The organism is Neolewinella aquimaris (genome assembly GCF_014197245.1).
In the GTDB taxonomy this organism is placed as follows: domain Bacteria; phylum Bacteroidota; class Bacteroidia; order Chitinophagales; family Saprospiraceae; genus Neolewinella; species Neolewinella aquimaris.
The window spans coordinates 150,825-169,195 of record NZ_JACIFF010000003.1 but is presented as its reverse complement, the minus strand read 5'-3'; the positions used below and the strand labels follow the sequence as shown (position 1 = coordinate 169,195).

At 59.6% G+C, this 18,371-nt stretch carries 11 protein-coding genes; 5 read left to right on the top strand and 6 right to left on the bottom strand.

From position 1 onward, the window contains the following. Positions 1–40: 40 nt before the first annotated feature. From GGR28_RS07360 to GGR28_RS07350, 3 genes are read right to left on the bottom strand one after another with little or no spacing between them, the layout of a single operon-like run. Positions 41–784 carry an FMN-binding protein gene (locus GGR28_RS07360; RefSeq protein WP_183495126.1) on the bottom strand — a complete coding sequence of 248 codons (744 nt, stop codon included), beginning with the start codon at positions 782–784 and terminating at the stop codon, positions 41–43. 18 nt (positions 785–802) lie between these two features. Next, complete coding sequence (locus GGR28_RS07355) at positions 803–2,206, bottom strand: NADH:ubiquinone reductase (Na(+)-transporting) subunit B (RefSeq protein ID WP_183495125.1); 1,404 nt, start codon at positions 2,204–2,206, stop codon at positions 803–805. A 54-nt stretch (positions 2,207–2,260) separates the two neighbouring features. Then, positions 2,261–3,874: a Na(+)-translocating NADH-quinone reductase subunit A gene (locus tag GGR28_RS07350; protein WP_183495124.1), complete on the bottom strand. Its 1,614-nt coding sequence runs from the start codon at positions 3,872–3,874 to the stop codon at positions 2,261–2,263. A gap of 295 nt (positions 3,875–4,169) precedes the next feature. On the opposite strand from GGR28_RS07350, the gene mnmG reads away from it, so the two are divergent. Continuing rightward, the gene (mnmG, locus tag GGR28_RS07345) at positions 4,170–6,035 is read left to right on the top strand and encodes a tRNA uridine-5-carboxymethylaminomethyl(34) synthesis enzyme MnmG (protein WP_183495123.1); all 1,866 of its coding nucleotides are present in this window, start codon (positions 4,170–4,172) and stop codon (positions 6,033–6,035) included. Positions 6,036–6,219: 184 nt separating this feature from the next. After that, the gene (hisH, locus tag GGR28_RS07340; protein WP_183495122.1) at positions 6,220–6,810 is read left to right on the top strand and encodes an imidazole glycerol phosphate synthase subunit HisH; all 591 of its coding nucleotides are present in this window, start codon (positions 6,220–6,222) and stop codon (positions 6,808–6,810) included. Between the two features lie 107 nt (positions 6,811–6,917). On the opposite strand, the gene GGR28_RS07335 is transcribed toward hisH, so the two are convergent. The 3 genes from GGR28_RS07335 to GGR28_RS07325 form a co-directional block, all read right to left on the bottom strand. Beyond that, the gene (locus GGR28_RS07335) at positions 6,918–9,539 is read right to left on the bottom strand and encodes a DUF5686 and carboxypeptidase regulatory-like domain-containing protein (RefSeq protein WP_183495121.1); all 2,622 of its coding nucleotides are present in this window, start codon (positions 9,537–9,539) and stop codon (positions 6,918–6,920) included. A gap of 170 nt (positions 9,540–9,709) precedes the next feature. Continuing rightward, the gene (locus GGR28_RS07330) at positions 9,710–11,005 is read right to left on the bottom strand and encodes an amidohydrolase family protein (protein WP_183495120.1); all 1,296 of its coding nucleotides are present in this window, start codon (positions 11,003–11,005) and stop codon (positions 9,710–9,712) included. Positions 11,006–11,015: 10 nt separating this feature from the next. Next, complete coding sequence (locus tag GGR28_RS07325; RefSeq protein ID WP_183495119.1) at positions 11,016–13,997, bottom strand: amidohydrolase family protein; 2,982 nt, start codon at positions 13,995–13,997, stop codon at positions 11,016–11,018. A 113-nt stretch (positions 13,998–14,110) separates the two neighbouring features. Here GGR28_RS07325 and GGR28_RS07320 point away from each other — a divergent pair, with 113 nt between their 5' ends. From GGR28_RS07320 to GGR28_RS07310, 3 genes are all read left to right on the top strand, one after another. Next, positions 14,111–14,533: a DUF1801 domain-containing protein gene (locus GGR28_RS07320; RefSeq protein ID WP_183495118.1), complete on the top strand. Its 423-nt coding sequence runs from the start codon at positions 14,111–14,113 to the stop codon at positions 14,531–14,533. Between the two features lie 279 nt (positions 14,534–14,812). Then, positions 14,813–17,686 carry a translation initiation factor IF-2 gene (gene infB, locus GGR28_RS07315; RefSeq protein WP_183495117.1) on the top strand — a complete coding sequence of 958 codons (2,874 nt, stop codon included), beginning with the start codon at positions 14,813–14,815 and terminating at the stop codon, positions 17,684–17,686. 10 nt (positions 17,687–17,696) lie between these two features. Then, positions 17,697–18,371, top strand: coding sequence for an SOS response-associated peptidase (locus tag GGR28_RS07310; protein ID WP_183495116.1), 675 nt, complete (start codon positions 17,697–17,699; stop codon positions 18,369–18,371).

Sequence of the window (18,371 nt, the reverse complement as noted above, 5' to 3'; positions counted from 1 at the left end):
AGCTATAGGTCACCACCGGCATCGACCGGCGGGGATAAGTTTACTTTAGGTTCATGCTGGTGGCACCGTTTTCGGCACGCTGCTCCTCAATGAAGGGCTCATATGCCTTGAGTCCGTTCCAGAGCATCTTGGTTACGCCGTCACCGGTTACGGTAGCACCGCTCAGGCCGTCCACGTCGTGATCCGGGTCGACGGCACCGCCCTTACGGACGATGATGCTGACGAACTTATCGCCATCGAAGATCTTCTTGCCCTTAAACTGCGATTTCCACCCGGAATTGTCCTTGATCTCGGCGCCCAGTCCGGGAGTTTCGCCGGCGTGGTCGAAGCTGGCTCCGGTGACGGTATTGAGGTCGGAGGCCAGGGCGATGTTGCCCCAGATGGCGTCCCAGAGTCCATTGCCCCGTACGCTGAAGACGTAGTACTTGTCGCCGTTCAGGTCGAAGATATTGACGGGGTAGATGCGGGCATCCTCCGGCTTCTTGTACTCCTTGGCAAGGTCGAGGGCGGAAAACTCCTGATCGACTTGTTCGCCGGCGGAGTTCACGAGCACCTGTTCCACCTGGTTATCGAAAATTTCCAGCACCTGCTCGTCGGTCAGGGTACCGATCGGCGTACCGGCTTCAGCCAGGGGTTCGGCCACGGTGGCGAGAATTTCCCGCTTGTTGAAGATGTCCTCGTTGCGCGCGGCGGCGTCGGCGGTCACCGTACGGAAGCCGGCCAGTACGAGGGCTACGACCACCGTCATGATGACGCCGAAGGTGTAGATATATTTGGTACTCATGGTCGAGTGATATTTAGGTTAGTAGTTCCCTACGTTACCGACGGGTCGGTAGCCTTCGGCATTCTGGGGGGTGAAGATCTCCACGTCGTCGTTCCGCTTGGTGATCAGTTCGTCGCGGGTCTTAGCCATCTCCGAGGTGCGCTTGGCACGACGCTTGATGTTAGCCTGGTACACGTAGTGGTCGATCAGGGGAGCGAAGGTGTTGAGCAGCAGGATGGAAAGCATCCAGCCCTCGGGATAGGCCGGGTTGAGTACCCGAATAATCAGGCCGATGAAGGCGATCAGGAATCCGTAAATCCACTTGCCGGTCGGGGTGTCGGCGCTACTGACCGGATCGGTGGCCATGAAGGTGATGGCGAAGAGGAAGCTGCCCATGATCATCTGCCGCAGCGGGTGAATGGCCATAAACTTGAAGATACCGGGGGTGTCCTCGGTCAGCTCGGCGGGAGCAATGGCATTGAGCATGAAGCCGGCAACCAGCAGTCCGATGATTCCACCGACGATGATGCGGTAGTCGGCAATGCGGGTAAACATGATGAAGGCCATACCGAAGAGGATCAGCGGTACGCTCGACTCACCGATGGAACCGGGAATCGTGCCCCAGAAGATTTCACTCTGAGTATAAACGGCCGATACGCCCTCCCAGCCTTCTTTGGCGGCAATACCCAGTGGCGTTGCCCCGGTGAAGCCGTCAGCGACCAGCGTGCCGCCCTGACCGAAGGTATTCCAACCCAGGCCGGCGAAGATCCAGTCGAAGCCGTGGTGCACGAAGTTGTAAGCCTCGCTGGCGTAAACGCCTACATCGATCTTTTCGATACCGCTGATCCATACTTCGTCACCAGATATGGTCGTGGGGTAAGCGAAGAAGATGAAGACCCGCGCCAGCAGTGCGATGTTCCAGATGTTCATGCCCGTGCCACCGAAGGCTTCCTTACCGAGAATAACGGCAAAGGCCACCGAGACGGCCAGGATCCACAGGGGAATATCGGGAGGCATGATGAGGGGAATCAGGGCACCGGAAACCAGAAAGCCCTCCTCCACGGAGTGGCCCTTCTTGGCCGCGTAGAGAAACTCGATACCGAGACCGACCACGTGGGTGACGATGAAAATCGGAATGACCTGAATCAGGCCGTACACGATCTTAAGGTGAAAGCCCTCCAGCAGGCCGGTGTGCTGGCCCAGCGCCGAAAAGTGCTGCTGGCCGATGTTCCAGGTACCGAAGATGTAAAGCACCTGCAGGGCAAGCACGACCCACACCATCTGGCGCTTAAGGTCCATGCCGTCGCGTACGTGCACGCCACCCTGGGTGACGGCGGGTGGCTGGAAGAGGAAGGTATAGAAAGCGTCGTAAGTCGTGTGCAGGAAGGGGGAAGTCCCGTGATCCGGCTCAAACTTCTTAACAAAATCGTGCAATGCTTTCATGTCAAGCTTTATAGTTGCGGACTGCTGAATTCAAACAGTCCGTTTATTTTATAGTTATCCCTGGGCGATCATCGTGTCATGCCCCTGACGCAATATCTGTTGCAGGGGTTGTTTGCTCACGCAGGCGAACTCCGCCAGCGCTACATCTTCCGGAACGAGCTCGTAAATGCCCAACCCTTCCATGCTCTCGAGGTCGTTGACGATGATGGATTTCATCAGTTGGGTCAGGTAGATATCCATCGGCATCACCTGTTCGTAATCGTTGTTGACCACGAAGGCCCGCTTCTCCCCGTGGCTGTTGGTGGTGATGTGGATATTATCACTCAGCACCGGAATGGTGGGGGAGATGGACGCCCGCGGCTTGAGGGGCAGCAACCAGCCGAACACTTCGGCTTCGTTACCCTCGGGAATTGCGGTGACCTGGTTGTCGAAGAAGCCCAAAAAGCCTTCCTCCGACTTCTGGATACCGGAGAGCACGTCGCCACTGATGATGCGCGAGTTCGGCTCCAGGGTCTGGCCGGCGATCAGCTCGCCGATGTTGGCACCGGCCCGGGTGCGAACGTAGCTCGGGTCGCTGAAGGAACCACCGGAGATGGCCACCAGGCGGGTAGTGTCGTAGCGTCCGTGCTGGAAGAGTTCGCCGAGCAGAAGTACTTCTTCCACACCAAGGGTCCAGACGGTGTTCTCACCTACGCCGCAGGGGTGGATGTGGTGAATTTGTACGCCAACGTTGCCGGCCGGGTGGGCACCACGGAAGTAACGCTTCTCGGCTCCGGAGACGGCGGCAAAGGGGGAGTCCGATTCGCCGCGACCATCGAGGCCGAGGTAAACAAGACCGGGCGTCAGGCGACGCAGTACGTTGACGCCGGCCTGGAAGACATCCATACGTCCACGTACGGTAAGGTTCAGATTAGGGCCGACGGGGGAGGTGTCGAAGGTCGAGACAAAGATGTCGCGGGGCACCACGTCGGGGTTCGCGACCAAATTGTAGGGACGCTGGCGGATACATGGCCAGGCACCGCTTTCCAGCAGAAATTCTACCAACTCCTCGCGGGAGGCACCGGCGGCGGGCAGTTCGTAGCTGCGGCTTTCCTGTTCCTTATCGGCCAGAATGACGATTTCGGAAATGGAGCGCTTCAGTCCGCGAGTCACCGAGATCACCTCACCGGAGACGGGAGCGGCGAACTTGATGCGCGAGAGTTGCTTGTCGAAGAAAACCGGATCGCCGGCTTTCACTACGTCGCCTTCCTCGACCAGCAGTTTGGGAATGGGGCGCAGGCCGAAGAAGTCGGGGGGTGAAATGGCGAAGCGGGTCACCTTGGCGTCGCGGATGGTTTCCTGGGGTTCGCCGTCCATCGGGATATCGTATCCCTTGGTGAGGGTGTATACGTGTGCTTCCTTCAGGTAGCCGGGTTTCTTGCTTGCGAACATCTGCCGGAAATCGGGGAACAGTCCGGCACGGTTCTCATCGTCGAGACCCATCTGCTTTGACTCGATGACCATGAAGTTATCGGCCACGCTAACCACGATGTAGAAGAAAATGAGGAGCGCCAGGGCGGCAAGGCCGTAGAAGACCAGGTTCCCACCGGACATCGATGACTGCGACTGAAGCGATACCGCGGCAAGTAGCAGTAAAGATAGGCCGGCCGGTCTCTTAAAATTATTCATACGCGGGGTATGCATTGTTACGGTTGACTCGACTGGGGTAAGCCGAAAGAGATCAAAAGTCGGTCAATTTACCTGACTTTTGGGAATTGCGGCAAAGTTACGACATCGGCAACATCTAGGCCACCCAAGCCTACGCTTGTTAAGTATTGGGCCTTATTTAGATTTTGTATAATTAATCGCCCCACCACTCAACCCTGCTTTACGGGTTTGCCCGGCACCCGCGCGCCCGCCCTAATGAAAACCGTAACTTTGTGCGTTTACCGCGCGTTAGTAACACTCCGCCAAACCGAAAATTATGTTTCCTACCTACGACGTCATTGTGGTCGGTGCCGGTCACGCCGGCTGTGAGGCTGCCGTCGCTGCGGCCAACCTGGGCGCCAAGGTACTCCTGGCCACCATGAACATGCAGACGATCGCCCAAATGAGCTGCAACCCGGCCATGGGCGGTGTCGGTAAAGGACAGATCGTACGTGAGATCGACGCCCTCGGCGGCTACTCCGGCATCGTGACCGACGAGACCATGGTGCAGTTCCGCCTCCTCAACCTAAGCAAGGGACCCGCCATGTGGAGCCCGCGCGCCCAGAGTGACCGCATGGCCTTCGCCCTGAACTGGCGCGAAAAACTGGAAGCCCACCCGAATATTGATTTTTGGCAGGAGATGGTCGTTGGTCTGGTGGTGAAGGATGGAAGGATTGAGGGCGTGAGGACCGGCCTCGGTATGGAGATTCCCGGCAAGTCGGTGGTGCTTACCAACGGCACCTTCCTTAACGGCACCATCCACATCGGCGAAAAACAGTTTGGCGGTGGAAGGGCCGGAGAGCGATCGGCCACCGGCCTTACCGAACAATTAAAGGAACTCGGCTTCGAGGCTGGCCGCATGAAGACCGGCACCCCCGCCCGCCTCGACGGCCGTACCCTCGATTATAGCGCCATGACGGTGCAGCACGGCGACGAAAATCCCGGCCGCTTCAGCTATACCGATACCCCGCCGCTGACCGATCAGCTGCCCTGCCACGTGACCTACACCAGTCCGGAAGTGCACGAAACCCTGCGCGAGGGCTTCGACCGCAGCCCCATGTTCAACGGCCGCATCCAGGGACTCGGGCCCCGCTACTGCCCCAGTATCGAAGACAAGATCGACCGCTTCGCCGGCCGCGACCAGCACCAGTTGTTCGTGGAGCCGGAGGGCCGCAACACCTGCGAGATCTACGTGAACGGCTTCAGCTCCAGTCTGCCGGAGGATGTACAGTATAAGGCCCTGCGCAAGGTGCGCGGCTTCGAGAACATGAAGATGTTCCGTCCCGGCTACGCCATCGAGTACGACTTTTTCCCGCCCACCCAGCTCGGCCCTACCCTGGAGACGCGGCTGGTCGACGGCCTTTTCTTCGCCGGACAGATCAACGGCACCACCGGTTACGAGGAAGCGGGCTGCCAGGGCCTCATCGCGGGTATGAACGCGGCACTGGCCGTTCAGGAACGCGATCCCTTCATCCTGCGGCGCAGCGATGCCTACATCGGCGTGCTCATCGACGACCTTATTAATAAGGGCACCGAGGAGCCCTACCGCATGTTTACCAGCCGGGCCGAGTACCGCATCCTCCTGCGGCAGGACGATGCCGACCTCCGTCTTACCCCCATGGCCGCCGCACTAGGCGTACGTGACATGGATGGCCGCATAGCGCGGGTGCAAAGTAAACGGGCAGGAGTAGCGGACATTTCCGGTGAGCTCCGTCAGCACAGCATCACCCCGGAGCAGATCAACGGCTACCTCGAGAGCGTCGGTACCGCCTCCCTGAAGCAGGGCGTAAAACTGGATTCCATCCTCGCCCGTCCTGGCGTAAGCCTGGAGGGAATGGCCGATGCCGTGCCCGCCCTGCGCGACTTCCTCACTCCCTACGATGCCGAGACCGTCAATCTGGCCGAAGTCACCCTCAAGTACGAAGGCTACATCGAGCGCGAGCGGCAGGCCGTCGAGAAGATGAGCCGCCTGGAGGGCATCAAGTTGGGCAAGGCCTTCGACTACGAGCAGCTCACCGCCCTCTCAAAGGAGGCCCGCCAAAAACTGAATAAGCTCAAGCCGGTGACCATCGGCCAGGCCAGTCGCATCAGCGGGGTGAGCCCGGCGGACGTGAGTGTGCTGCTGGTGCATCTCGGCCGGTAGTACGATGCTGCCTCCGGGGCGGTACGATGCTGCCTCCGGGCAGCGATAGTACGAGGCGCTCTCCGAGCGCGCGGGACTAGTTATTCAGAATGGATGAAGTCGCTGCCGGAGGCAGCGTCGTACTATCGCGGCCGGGAGGCCGCATCGAACAGCGCGGCCAGAGGCCGCATTGTACTTTCGCCCCATGGTAGCAGTAATCGACTACAACGCCGGCAACATTCGCTCCGTCCTCTACGCACTCGAGCGCATCGGGGTGGAGCACGAGCTGACCAGCGATCCCGCCAAAATCCGCGCGGCCGATAAGGTCATCTTCCCCGGTGTCGGCCACGCGGCCTCCACCATGAAGCACCTAAACGAAACGGGACTGGCCGACCTCATTCGCTCCCTCACCCAGCCGGTGTTCGGGGTTTGCGTGGGCATGCAGCTGCTGTGCAGCCACAGCGAAGAGGGCGACGTGGAGTGCCTCGGCATCTTCCCGGAGCGGGTACACCAATTTCGCCCCACCAACGGCGACAAGGTGCCCCACATGGGCTGGAACGAGGTGAAACTCGCTCCCACCAACGACTGGGTCAGCAAGGAGGTCGACGGCGATTTTTGCTACTACGTCCACAGCTATTACGTCGAGCCAGGACCGGATACCGTGGCCACCACCACCTACTGCGGGCGGGAATTTGCGGCCATGCTGCGGAAGGATAACTTCTACGCCGCCCAGTTTCACCCCGAGAAGTCGGCGAAGGTGGGGGAAAGAATTATTCGGGATTTCTTAGCGGTCTGATGGTCGTCGGCCGAGCAGCGCTCGTCCGCCAACTGAAGGTGTGCCCTCGGCGGACGAGCCTCGTTCCTCGGTCGGCCGACGAGGCGCCGACGAGGGGCCGACGAGGGTCAAAACTCATCATCCACATCATCGCCCCCGCCGAAGGTGGTCGTGAAGCTCAGCCGCACCCCGAAGTCGTCGTACTTGCCGTCCCGGAAGGAGGTAACGAATTCCAGACGCAGCACCCGCAACAGGTTATCCAGGGAGTAGCCCACCTCGGTATAGTGCTCGCTGGTGGGCGTGTAGAGGTAGTTGACGAAAAGATCTTCCTTCAGTCCCATCAGGTGCAGCTGCCAGATGTTGGTGAGCAGCAGTTTGCGAAACTGGTAGTGGGCGTAGACCTCCACGTACTCCTCTCCGGTGCTGTTGCGGTAGTAGGGCAACAAACGGTAACTGCCGATGGGGTCGAGGCGGGTGAGGATGATCTCGGAAGTCGCGAAGTGCTTGAAGTCGGGGAAGTCCACATAGGTATTGCTCACGAAAGCACCACCACGGATCAGCAAGTTGACCGCTCCCTTTCGCCCGGCTTCGAAGCGGTGACGGTAGCTGGCCTCCAGCAGCGTAAAGTCGGACACACTCTCCGCCAGGGAGGGCAGTCCGGTCTGCACGCGAAACCCGAGCGTCGGCGCGGAATTTTCGATCATACGCTTCCTTCCGTTGCGGATGAGATATTTGAGCCCCGGCCGCCAGGCCGCCTGGACCTCCAATAGCGCTGCATTTTCTACCCGGTTCACGGCACCCCGCTCCTCATTAAAGGGCTGGTTAGGAGCATAGGCGAAATCATCCTCGCCGCCCCAGCGGTGGTCGGTAGTATTCCTGACGGCGCGGCGGTCTTCGTAGGTGACGGAGCCGCCCAACTTAAAGGCGTCGCTGAATCGTTTGCTGTAGCCCGCCGTTCCGTATGCTCGCTCGTAGAGGCGGACGTAACTATCCCCCCACAGTAGGGCCGTAAAGCTGTTAAGGATGGGGTCGATGGCCGGACTGGCATCGAACTGCCGCAAGTAACGACCACCTGAAATATAGTACTTGCCCGCCCCCTGCTTATTCGTCCAGTTGCGGTAATCAAGCTCCCAGCTGCCCCGTTTCCACGCAAATCCATAGCGGGTGCGCAGACTGAGCTCGCCGAATTTCACCTTATGGCTGCTGGTATCCTCAACGACGGTCCGGCGCAGGTTCTTGGTGAATTTCGCTCCCACGGCGTAGCCCTCCACGGGATTAAACTGCAGATCGGGGCTCACGTCGAAGCGCAGGGCGGGGGGCAGCGGCTTTTTTCCTGGCTTGCTTTCACTCGGCGGTTTCTCCCCACGAGCTTCGGCGATAGAATCAAGCCGCTCCACCCGGGCAATGCTGTCCTGATAGCGGTAACCGACGATTTCCTCCTGCGTGAGCGGTATGGGCCGCACGGCCTCCCAGGCGGCCGAGTCCCGGATGGTCTTTACGCTGTCGTCCTTAAAGGTGTAGTTGCCCACCACCTCGGGTTTATCGGTGGCTTCCTGTTCCTCCTTTTCGTAATTGCGCATCAGCTTCATAAGCTCCTTGCGGGTGAGCTCGCCGCCGGATTCGAGTGTTTCCTCGTAGCCGGCTACCTGGTTTTCGCGGCGGGTAGTGGCGGCCGCCTCCGGCTGGGTTTTTTCATCGATGACCTCCACGTAGCCCCCGAGATCGGGGTTAAGCTCGATGTCGTAGTTGCTCGTACTGGCGATGTAGCTGGCACTGATCTTGATGCCGATGATGCCGCCGCTGCCCTCGATGGTAGTGGTAGTGGGCATCCAGATGCGATCGGCCACCTCATTGTAGTTCACCTTAATGTCTATGGTGAATCCCATGCCGTAGGTACGCAGATCGAGGCTGTGGAGCGCCCAGTCGTCCTGCACGATATAGACGTAGCCTTCGAAAACATCCTCTCCCCGACTGCGCGGTATGACGCGAATCTTGTTGATAAGCTTTCCCTGGTCCAGGAAGACGCCCTCGTGCTCGAATTTGTAGTAGGCAAACGATTTGGGCGAGAGCGGACTTACCACGCTGGCCACTTCGGGCTGGTAAAAGGAAGAAAAGATGTAGCCGCTGACCGAAAAATTCTCTTCCCCCACGACGTACTTCGACACCACCTCCTCGGTGAAGGTATTCGGCCGGGTGTAGCTGATGCGGCTGGTGGTCTCGCTGGTGAAGCTCTTGCCGATCATTTCGGTAACCTCCTTCCGCTCCTCCTTCGGCACCAGCTTTTGGTAAAGCTTCGGGATCTTGTCCACCTTCCCCTTACCCTTCAGGTACACGTCGGCCGTGTAACGGTCCACCTGGTTGCGGTGGTAGTCGGCCTTGGCAATGGCCCGACGGATAACGCTGTAGCTGAGGTCTTCCGCCCCGCTGAGCACTTCTACCTGGTCCAAATCGAGGGCTTCGGTGCGCAGTTGTACGTCGAGCGATCCGCGGCTGCTCTCCACGTTCACCACCTGCGTTTGGTAGCCGAGGTACTGAAAGACGATGGTGTTGCTCCCTCCCCGCAGTTTAAGCTCGTAGCGCCCTTCAATGTTGGTGGTCGCACCGGTACCGGTCTGCTGTACGTAAATGGATGCGTAGGGCAGCGCTTCTCCAGTAGCCTCGTCGGTCACCCGACCGGTCAGGGTCTGCGCGGTCGTCAGGCCGGTCAGGAACAGCAGGGAAGTACAGAGGAGTTGGCGGGCGACGGTCATGCAGTGCAATTGGAAGTACCCGACGAAAGTAACGACCTCCGATCTACTCCACCCTCCTATTAGAAGTACGCAGTCAACCACCTGACGAACGGCCCAAAACCAGGAGTGGCCCGCATCTCCCTGAGGAAAGCGGGCCACTACACTGAAAAATTGCTGGGTACGGTAGGCGGTTACCGGGTCACCCGGCTATATTTTTCGGTAAACTTGCGGTAGAGCTCGGCCTGTTTGTTGTCCAGGTTGACATCTCTTCCATCGATGTACGCTTTCTCGACAACGCTGCTGCGCATGTCCAGCAAATCGCCATTTACGATCACAAAGGTAGCACTTTTTCCGGTGGCGATGCTTCCGTAATCCGCCGCGATGCCGACGATCCGGGCCGGGGCCAGCGTAATCGCCTCTACTGCTTTCTCGTAGGGCAGGCCGAATCCGACCGCCTGTCCGGCCACGAAAGGCAGGTTGCGCTGCTGCCAGTAGCCTTCGTGACTAATGGCGAATTCCACTCCCGCTTCTGCCAGCAGGGCCGGGTTGCGGTAGGGCTGGTCGACGGCATCGTCCTGTGAGTTGGGCAGGGCCTGGGTGCTGCTCAGGATCACCGGCACGCTTTCCCGCTTCAGAAAGTCGGTGATCAGGTAAGCCTGACTACCGCCCACCACGACCGGCTTGGCCCCGATGCGCTTCATCAGCAGTACGCCGGCCTGGATGTTACGGGCTTCGTCGGCGTGGAGGTAGGCATTGGCGTTGCCCGCGATCGCCTCGCAGAAGGCCTCCAGCTTCAGCAGTCGGCTGCCCTCCCCTTCCGGCCGGCCGCAGTAGCCAATGGCCTGCTCCAGGAAGGATTCGAGTTCACGCACCTGCTCGTCGTAGTTCTCGTTTGGCTTCAGGTCGCCGGTCTGCCAATTGTAGCTGTTGCGGTTGGGCCAGTTGATGTGGATGCCATCATCGGCCAGCACCGCGGCGTCCTCGAAGTTCCAGCCGTCGAGTTGCATGATGCTGCTGCGGCCGCTCACCAGGCTTCCTTCCGGGGTGGCCTGGGCCAGCAGTACGCCGCGCGCCCGTACGGTAGGGATTACCTGGGAGTCGGTATTAAAGGCAATCAGGGCCCGCGCGTTGGGATTGAAGGTCCCCACTTCGCGCTGATCGTTGGTGGCCCGTACGGCACCGATCTCGGTAAGGCCCAATTGGCTGTTGAGGGCGATCAGGCCGGGATACACCTCCTTACCGCTGGCGTCCAGCGTTTCGTAGCCGGCGGGGACCGGCAGGTTACTCCCTACATTCTCGATTTTACCGTTACGGATGAGCAGGGTGGCATTTTCGATGACCGTTCCGTCGCCTACGTGTACCGTTACACCGGTTACGGCCAGGGGGGCGGCCTGTCTTGCTGCCGGCGTGGGATTCTGGGCGGGGACGCAGGTGCAAAGAAATAGGACCAAAAGCAGGGTCAGTGGGTTCTTTATGCTATAGTTCATGGTTCTTTCTTTAGTGGTTTACGCTATCGCAGTGAAGCAGGCGGCGGCTGTTGCCCTTCGGCGACTGCGTTTTGGCCCCGCTTTTCTTGTCGTCGAGGCTTGCCTGGATAAGGGCATTGCGTTCGGCGAGCAGCTCGGTACGGCGGGCCTCGTTTTCCTCGCGGTTGAAGTATTCCTTGCCGTCAACGTAGGTGCGTTCGGCGCGGGCGTAGATGCTCATGGGGTGATCGTTCCAGAGCACGAGGTCGGCATCCTTTCCCGTACGAATACTGCCAACGCGGTCGTCGATGTGCAGCATTTTAGCCGGATTGAGGGTAACGAATTTCCAGGCTTCCTCCTCATTCACGTCACCGAACAGGACGGCCTTAGCGGCTTCCTGGTTAAGGCGACGGGCCATTTCGGCATCGTCGGAGTTAAAGCCGGTAAGTACACCCTGTTCGTGCATCAGGGCACCATTGTAGGGGATGGCTTCATTCACCTCGAATTTGTAGGCCCACCAGTCGGAGAAGGTTGAGCCGGCCGCGCCGTGTTCGGCCATCTTATCGGCCACCTTGTAGCCTTCCAGGATGTGGGTAAAGGTGTTGACGCGGAAGTCGTGGCGTTCGGCCAGTTCCATCAACATATTGATCTCTCCCTGCTGGTAGCTGTGGCAGGTGATGAAGCGTTCTCCGTTGAGGATTTCCAGTAGGGTTTCCAGTTCCAGGTCGCGGCGTACGTTTTCGCCGGCCTTCACGGCACGGCCGTACTCCGCGGCGCGGCTGAAGTAGTTCTCGAAGATCTGCTCCACGCCCATGCGGGTTTGGGGATAGCGTACCCGATTCATATCGCCCCAGTTGGACTGCTTCACGTTCTCTCCGAGGGCAAACTTGATGAAGGGGTCGGCACCCTCGAACATCATTTCCTGGGGAGTTGCGCCCCAACGAAGCTTGATCAGGGCCGACTGGCCACCGATCGGGTTGGCCGAACCGTGTAGAAGCTGACTGGTGGTCACCCCACCCGCGAGCTGGCGGTAGATGTTTTCGTCCACGGCATCGACCACGTCGGCCATGCGCACTTCGGCGGTGCTCGACTCGGTGCCTTCGTTCACGTCGCTGAGGGCAATGTGGCTGTGCTCGTCGATGATGCCGCTGGTGAGGTGCATGCCCGTAGCATCGATCACCTGTGCCCCGCGATCGGACAGGTCCTTACCGACCCGGCTGATCTTCCCGTCTTCGATGAGTACGTCGGTGTTTTCCAGGATACCGTCGGCTTCGTTGGTCCAGACGGTGGCGTTGCGGAAGAGCACCTTTCCTGCCTCGGGCATTTCGGTCAGGCCGTAGGAAATATTGGGATAGGTGAGCCGGCTCTTGTATTCCGGACGTTCGTCTTCCTTTTTCTCGTCTTTCTTAGCTTCTTCCGCCTTAGTTGCCTTAGCCGGAGTAGCGGTGAAGGTGACGATGTTGCCTTCGGGATCGCGGCCGGTGCCGGTGTAGCCTTCCCCGTCGGGGGTGGCATTGATGCGGTAGTAGCCTCCCTCCTTGCCGGGGCGGAAGCGGAAGGTGATCACGCCGCCGCTCTCCGTGAAGGTGACGTCGGCGGTAGTGGTATCGCCGGCCGGGCTGACGCTCATTTTCTGGCTGCCCGGATCGCCCGTGATGTTTGCGGAAAATTTACTGTCTCCCAGGGTGATGTCGTATGCATCAGCCAGATCTACGGACTGTAGGGGCTTGAGCTCAAAGGCTTGTCCCTGCACCCAGTTCTGGTAGATGGTGGCTTTTTCCGTAAAGGGATCCTTATCGGTCACAATGAAGTTGGCCAGCTTGCCCTTTTCCAGGGTGCCTACGAGTTGATCGATGCCGAGGAGTTTGGCCGGACCGGTCGTGAGACCGGCAAGCACGGTAGCGGGATCGGCACCCGCCTCGATCGCCTTGCGCATGGCATCGTGGAGCTCGGTGGGCTTTTCGAGTCCGTCAGCGGTGAGGACGAAGGGAATGCCGGCCTGCGCTACGGCGGCGACGTTACCGGGAGCCCGCTCCCAGTGACGGAGTTGGCCGACCGAGATCAGGTCGGCGGCGAAGGGGTCGCTTACATCGTAGGTTTCGGGAAACTTAAGGGGAAGGATAAAGGTGGCCCCCGAAGCCTTTAGTGGTTGTAGCCGCTGGTACTCGTCGCCGCTTCCCCGGATCACATATTGCTTCCCGAATTCATCGCCGACCTGATCGGCGCGCAGGGCATCCTGCCAGTTGTCGACGGCAAAGATTTGGGGCAGGTCCTGTAGTTTGCTCCAGGCCTCGAGACTCAGGTTGGTTTCCTCCCCGCGCTGCTTTGCGTACCAGTCGGCGTCGAGGTAGGTCTGCCGCAGCAGGGCGATCTCACCCATGCGGGAGTTGGGGTAGGCCTGTCCGGACGATCCCTTGTCGAAGGAAAGGTGGTGGGCGGCGTTGCGCTTGATGAGCACTTCGTTGTCGTTGCTTTCGGCCAGGGTGACCACGGCTGCCGTCCCGCGACTGATGCCGTCGGGGTGGTGGGTGGAGACGGTACCGAATCCGGCCTCCCGCAGTGTCTTTGCCGCTTTGGCATCGATCGTAAACAGGGCCGAGGCGTCCGTTTCCGGGCGCAGGGCCTGGTTCCAGGCGTAGGCGCCATCGGTGTTGCTTTCCAGCTGGGGTGGGGTGCCACGACCGCGGCTTCCCTCCTTTACTTCGGGCATACCGTAGTCACCGTACACTTCGATGAAGCTTGGGTAGATGTGTTTGCCGCTCATGCTGACTTCCACTGCTCCTGCGTTCACCGCCCCCCCGGCGACAACGGAGACGATCTTCCCGTCGCGAATGGTAAGGGTAGCGTCTTCCAGCGTTTGCTCCGGACTCACGTGTACCGTGGCTCCCGTGAAGGCGTAATGGCCCTCGCGCTGGTCGTAAACACCGTTGTAGGGGAATGTAACCTGGGCGCGGGCGTAACCGGCGCAGAGGATCAGGGCCAGGACGGTGGCCGGCCAGAGTCTTATCGACATGGAGGTAGAATTATTGAGGCGATGAATTCGGTTGGTCTTTGGAGAGCGTAAATCCTAAAAAGCGTGGCGGAAAAATACGAACTTACGCAAATACAGCACATATACCCAGCACCATGGCAACGAATAAGACGCAACCTACCCAGCAATCGGTAGCCGAATTCATTGAAGGCATCCCGGATCCCGACAAGCGTGCCGACAGCCAGGCCATCATCGACCTGATGACGGAAGTGACCGGTGAACCGCCGGTGATGTGGGGAGACAGCATCGTCGGATTCGGGACCTACCACTACGTATACGCGAGCGGTCGGGAGGGCGACTGGATGGAAGTAGGCTTCAGTCCGCGCAAGAATGACCTCACCGTTTACCTGATGGGTGGCATAAAGGGAGAAACGGAGCTGCTGGCGAAACTGGGCAAGCACAAGACCGGTAAGAGTTGCCTGTACCTTAAACGGCTTACCGAGGTGGACGTGGATATCCTGCGCTTGCTCGTCGAGTCTACGGTAGCGAGAGTAAGGAAGGGAAATATCGCGTACTGATTGCCTTCAGGGACAAGGTGTGGGTCGTAAAAGAATCATTGGGGGTGGGGAATAAACCATGTTTGCGTACAGGCGTTTACCCAGACACGGTACAAAGCAGGTGAGCCTGCCGCATTGTACCTTAGATTGAGTTATATTTGCGTCGCATTCGGATAGTGTTCCGGAAGTTGTCCTCCAACGCGGCGTCAGGCAGATGGGGGAAATCGGCTTTTTAGGGTAGTTCTAAATGGCCCCGCGGCGGCACCCCGCGGTAAAACAACGACGTGCTTAAGAGATCGAATGAGTAAACGACTAATTAAAGTAGCGAAGGAATTGAACGTGGCGACCTCGACGATAGTCGAGTTCCTGACCGGTAAGGGCTTCGAGATCGAGAATAAGCCGATCGCGCAAGTCAGTAACGAGATGGAATCCGCCGTGCGTCAGGAATTCGCCAAGGCCATATCGGACAAGGAGAAAGCGAGCAAGATGGAGTTCGGCACCCGCCCAACGGCCCCGCCGCCCCCACCGCCTCCGCCCGTCGTGCGCGCTACCCCACCGCCACCGCCCCCCCGTCCGGTAAGCGTCCCGGCCCCGCCGCCCGTGCAGCCCCAGCCGGTAGCAAAAGCTACCGTGCCCGCCCCGCCGCCGCCCGCTCAGGCCCAGCCGGAAGCCAAGCCCGTGCAGAAGCAGGAGGAGACAGCCGCCAAACCGCAGTCGCCCGCTCAGTCGGCACCCCAAGCGCCGCAGCAACCGCCCGCCGCCCAGGAACCGCAAAAGCGCGAAGTGCCCGGCCTGAAGGTGATGGGAAGGATCGATCTGGACGCCAACAAGCGCCGGCCCGCCAAAAAGGACCAGCCCCGGACCAAGCCCGATCAGCGCAAGCCCGCCCCCCAGCCACAGGCCAAACGAGCCCCGCAGGAACAGGCGCCGCCCAAACCTGCCGCGCCCGCCGCAGCAAAGCCGAACAAACCGGAACCCACCGCACCCGTCACGGAAGTGAAGGCTACGGATACTCCCGATTTGCATGTTACGGCCGAACCAAAACTGCGTGGCCTGAAGGTGCTCGGTAAGATCGAGATTAAGAAGCCCGAAAAGCGCGGTGCCACCTCTACCGACGACAGCCGCAAAAAGCGGAAACGGAAAAAGATCACCACCGGACCGCCCCAGACCGGCGGCCAGCGCGGTGGAGCACGTGGCGGCAGCGACCGCGGCCGCACCGGTGGTCGCAACGACGAACCCCGTGAGGTTTCCGCTAAGGACATCGAAGACAAGATCAAGGCCACCATGGCCCGCCTACAGGGCGGCGGCGGCAAGAAGAAACGTCAACGCCAACGTCGTGACAACCGCGATCGCATCCGCGAGAAGCAGGAAGCGATGGAGCACGAACAGACCAACGACAAGCTGCAGGTGACGGAATTCGTGACCGCGCAGGAGTTGGCTAACATGATGGACGTCGGTATCGGCGAAGTCATCACCGCCTGTATGAATGCCGGCGTGATCGTCTCCATCAACCAGCGACTCGACGCCGAGATCATCGAACTCGTTGCCGAAGAATTCAACCACGAGGTCGAGTTCATCAACGTCGACGAATCCGAAGAGGAGGAAGAAGAATTCTTCGACGATCCCGAAGACCTGGAGTCTCGCCCACCGATCGTGACCGTAATGGGACACGTCGATCACGGTAAGACCTCGCTGCTCGACCGCATCCGCGACTCCAACGTAATCGCCGGAGAAGCCGGTGGCATCACCCAGCACATCGGTGCCTACGAGGTGAAACTGGACAACGGAAAGGAAATCACCTTCCTCGATACGCCCGGTCACGAAGCCTTTACGGCCATGCGTGCGCGGGGTGCGAAGGTGACCGACATCGCCATCATCATCATTGCCGCCGACGACAACGTGATGCCCCAAACCAAGGAGGCCATCAGTCACGCCGAAGCCGCCGGAGTACCCATGATCTTCGCGATCAACAAGATCGACCGTCCCGGTGCCAACCCCGACCGCATCAAGACCGAACTCGCCTCCATGGGCTACCAGGTCGAAGAGTGGGGAGGCAAGTACCAGTCGCAGGACATCAGCGCCCTCAAGGGAGAAGGCATCACGGAACTCCTCGAAAAGGTGCTCCTCGAAGCCGAAATGCTGGAACTCACCGCCAACCCCGACCGCCCCGCCGTAGCTACCGTGTTGGAAGCCTCGCTGGAAAAAGGTCGTGGCTACGTAACCAAGATTCTGGTACAACACGGTACCCTGAGGGTGCAGGACATTCTTGTCGCCGGCGAAGCCAGTGGACGCGTCCGTGCCATGTTCAACGAGCGCAACAAGCGGGTAACCGAAGTTGGTCCCGGTTCGCCGGTGCTCCTGCTCGGTCTCGATGGTGCCCCGCAGGCCGGTGAGATCATGAAAGTGATGGCCAGCGAGCAGGAAGCCCGTCAGCTGGCCAGCCGCCGCGCCCAAATCAGCCGCGAACAGGCCAACCGTGCCGCCAAGCGCGTTTCGCTCGATGAGATTGGCCGTCGTCTTGCCCTCGGTACCTTTAAGGAACTCAACCTCATCGTCAAGGGCGACGTGGACGGTTCCGTAGAGGCCCTGTCCGATTCGCTCATCAAGCTATCGCAGGAGACCGTACAGGTAAACGTGATCCACAAGGCCGTCGGTCAGATCATCGATTCCGACATTCTGCTGGCTACCGCTTCGGATGCCATCATCGTTGGTTTCCAGGTGCGTCCCAGCTCATCCGCCCGCAAACTCGCCGAACGCGAAGGGGTGGAGATCAAAAGCTACTCGATCATCTACGAAGCCATCGACGAGATCAGCAGCGCCATCGAAGGCATGCTCGAGCCGACCCGCGAGGAGAAGACCACCTGTCAGGTCTCCGTACGGGAAGTGTTCAAGATCTCCAAGGTTGGTACCATTGCCGGCTGTTTCGTGGAGGAAGGAAAGATCACCCGCAACACGCTCATTCGCGTCATCCGCGACGGTATCGTCGTCTTCCCCCTCAAGGAAGGACAACAGGGCGAACTCGCCAGCCTCAAGCGCTTCAAGGACGACGTCAAGGAAGTACGCAACGGCATGGAGTGTGGTCTTAACATCAAGAACTTCAACGACATCCGTGAAGGTGACGTGATCGAAGGATACGAGATCATCGAGATTAAGCAGAAGATGCAGTCTAATTAGATCTCTCCCCATGTGTGGTCGCTATTCCGTAGTCATCGATGAAGCCAAGCTGCGTAAGCAGTTTTCCAGGGAGCTTGTACATCCTGATGGCGGACTTAAGGCCAACTACAATATGGCTCCTACTCAGGACGGGTTGGTGATCACGGACCAGGCGCCGGACCGGCTATCCTCCTTTCGCTGGGGACTGGTGCCCTTTTGGGCCAAGGACCTTGGCATCGGAGCCCGGATGATCAACGCCCGGAGTGAGGGGATCGAGGACAAGCCCAGTTTTCGCAAGCCCATCCGCGAACGGCGGTGCCTCGTGATCGGCGACAGTTTCTACGAATGGCAACGCAAGGACGGCAAGAAAACCCCCTTCCGCATTATGCCCGCCGACGAGCAGCTACTGGTTATGGCCGGCATCTGGGAGGAATGGCGACCGAAGGACGGCGGCGATACCGTATTCACTTATTCGGTCATTACCGGAGCACCCAACGCGGAGATGCAACCCATTCACGACCGGATGCCCATGCTGCTGCTGGACGACGAAATGCAGAGTCAGTGGCTCGATCCGAACGCCGCTCTTCCGGATATTCTTGGGCTCCTGCGCACCCCGCCCGATGGCACCCTGCGCCCCTATGCCGTGTCTTCGAAAGTAGGAAACGTGCGTAACAATGGCCCTGAATTGCACGAGCGGGTAAATTAG

Coding starts and splice junctions, on each gene's coding strand:
- GGR28_RS07355 (WP_183495125.1), bottom strand. CDS start 2,206: ATGAAAGCATTGCACGATTTTGTTAAGAAGTTTGAGCCGGATCACGGG.
- GGR28_RS07335 (WP_183495121.1), bottom strand. CDS start 9,539: ATGACCGTCGCCCGCCAACTCCTCTGTACTTCCCTGCTGTTCCTGACC.
- GGR28_RS07320 (WP_183495118.1), top strand. CDS start 14,111: ATGGCAACGAATAAGACGCAACCTACCCAGCAATCGGTAGCCGAATTC.
- GGR28_RS07310 (WP_183495116.1), top strand. CDS start 17,697: ATGTGTGGTCGCTATTCCGTAGTCATCGATGAAGCCAAGCTGCGTAAG.
- hisH (WP_183495122.1), top strand. CDS start 6,220: ATGGTAGCAGTAATCGACTACAACGCCGGCAACATTCGCTCCGTCCTC.
- GGR28_RS07325 (WP_183495119.1), bottom strand. CDS start 13,997: ATGTCGATAAGACTCTGGCCGGCCACCGTCCTGGCCCTGATCCTCTGC.
- GGR28_RS07330 (WP_183495120.1), bottom strand. CDS start 11,005: ATGAACTATAGCATAAAGAACCCACTGACCCTGCTTTTGGTCCTATTT.
- GGR28_RS07360 (WP_183495126.1), bottom strand. CDS start 784: ATGAGTACCAAATATATCTACACCTTCGGCGTCATCATGACGGTGGTC.
- mnmG (WP_183495123.1), top strand. CDS start 4,170: ATGTTTCCTACCTACGACGTCATTGTGGTCGGTGCCGGTCACGCCGGC.
- infB (WP_183495117.1), top strand. CDS start 14,813: ATGAGTAAACGACTAATTAAAGTAGCGAAGGAATTGAACGTGGCGACC.
- GGR28_RS07350 (WP_183495124.1), bottom strand. CDS start 3,874: ATGAATAATTTTAAGAGACCGGCCGGCCTATCTTTACTGCTACTTGCC.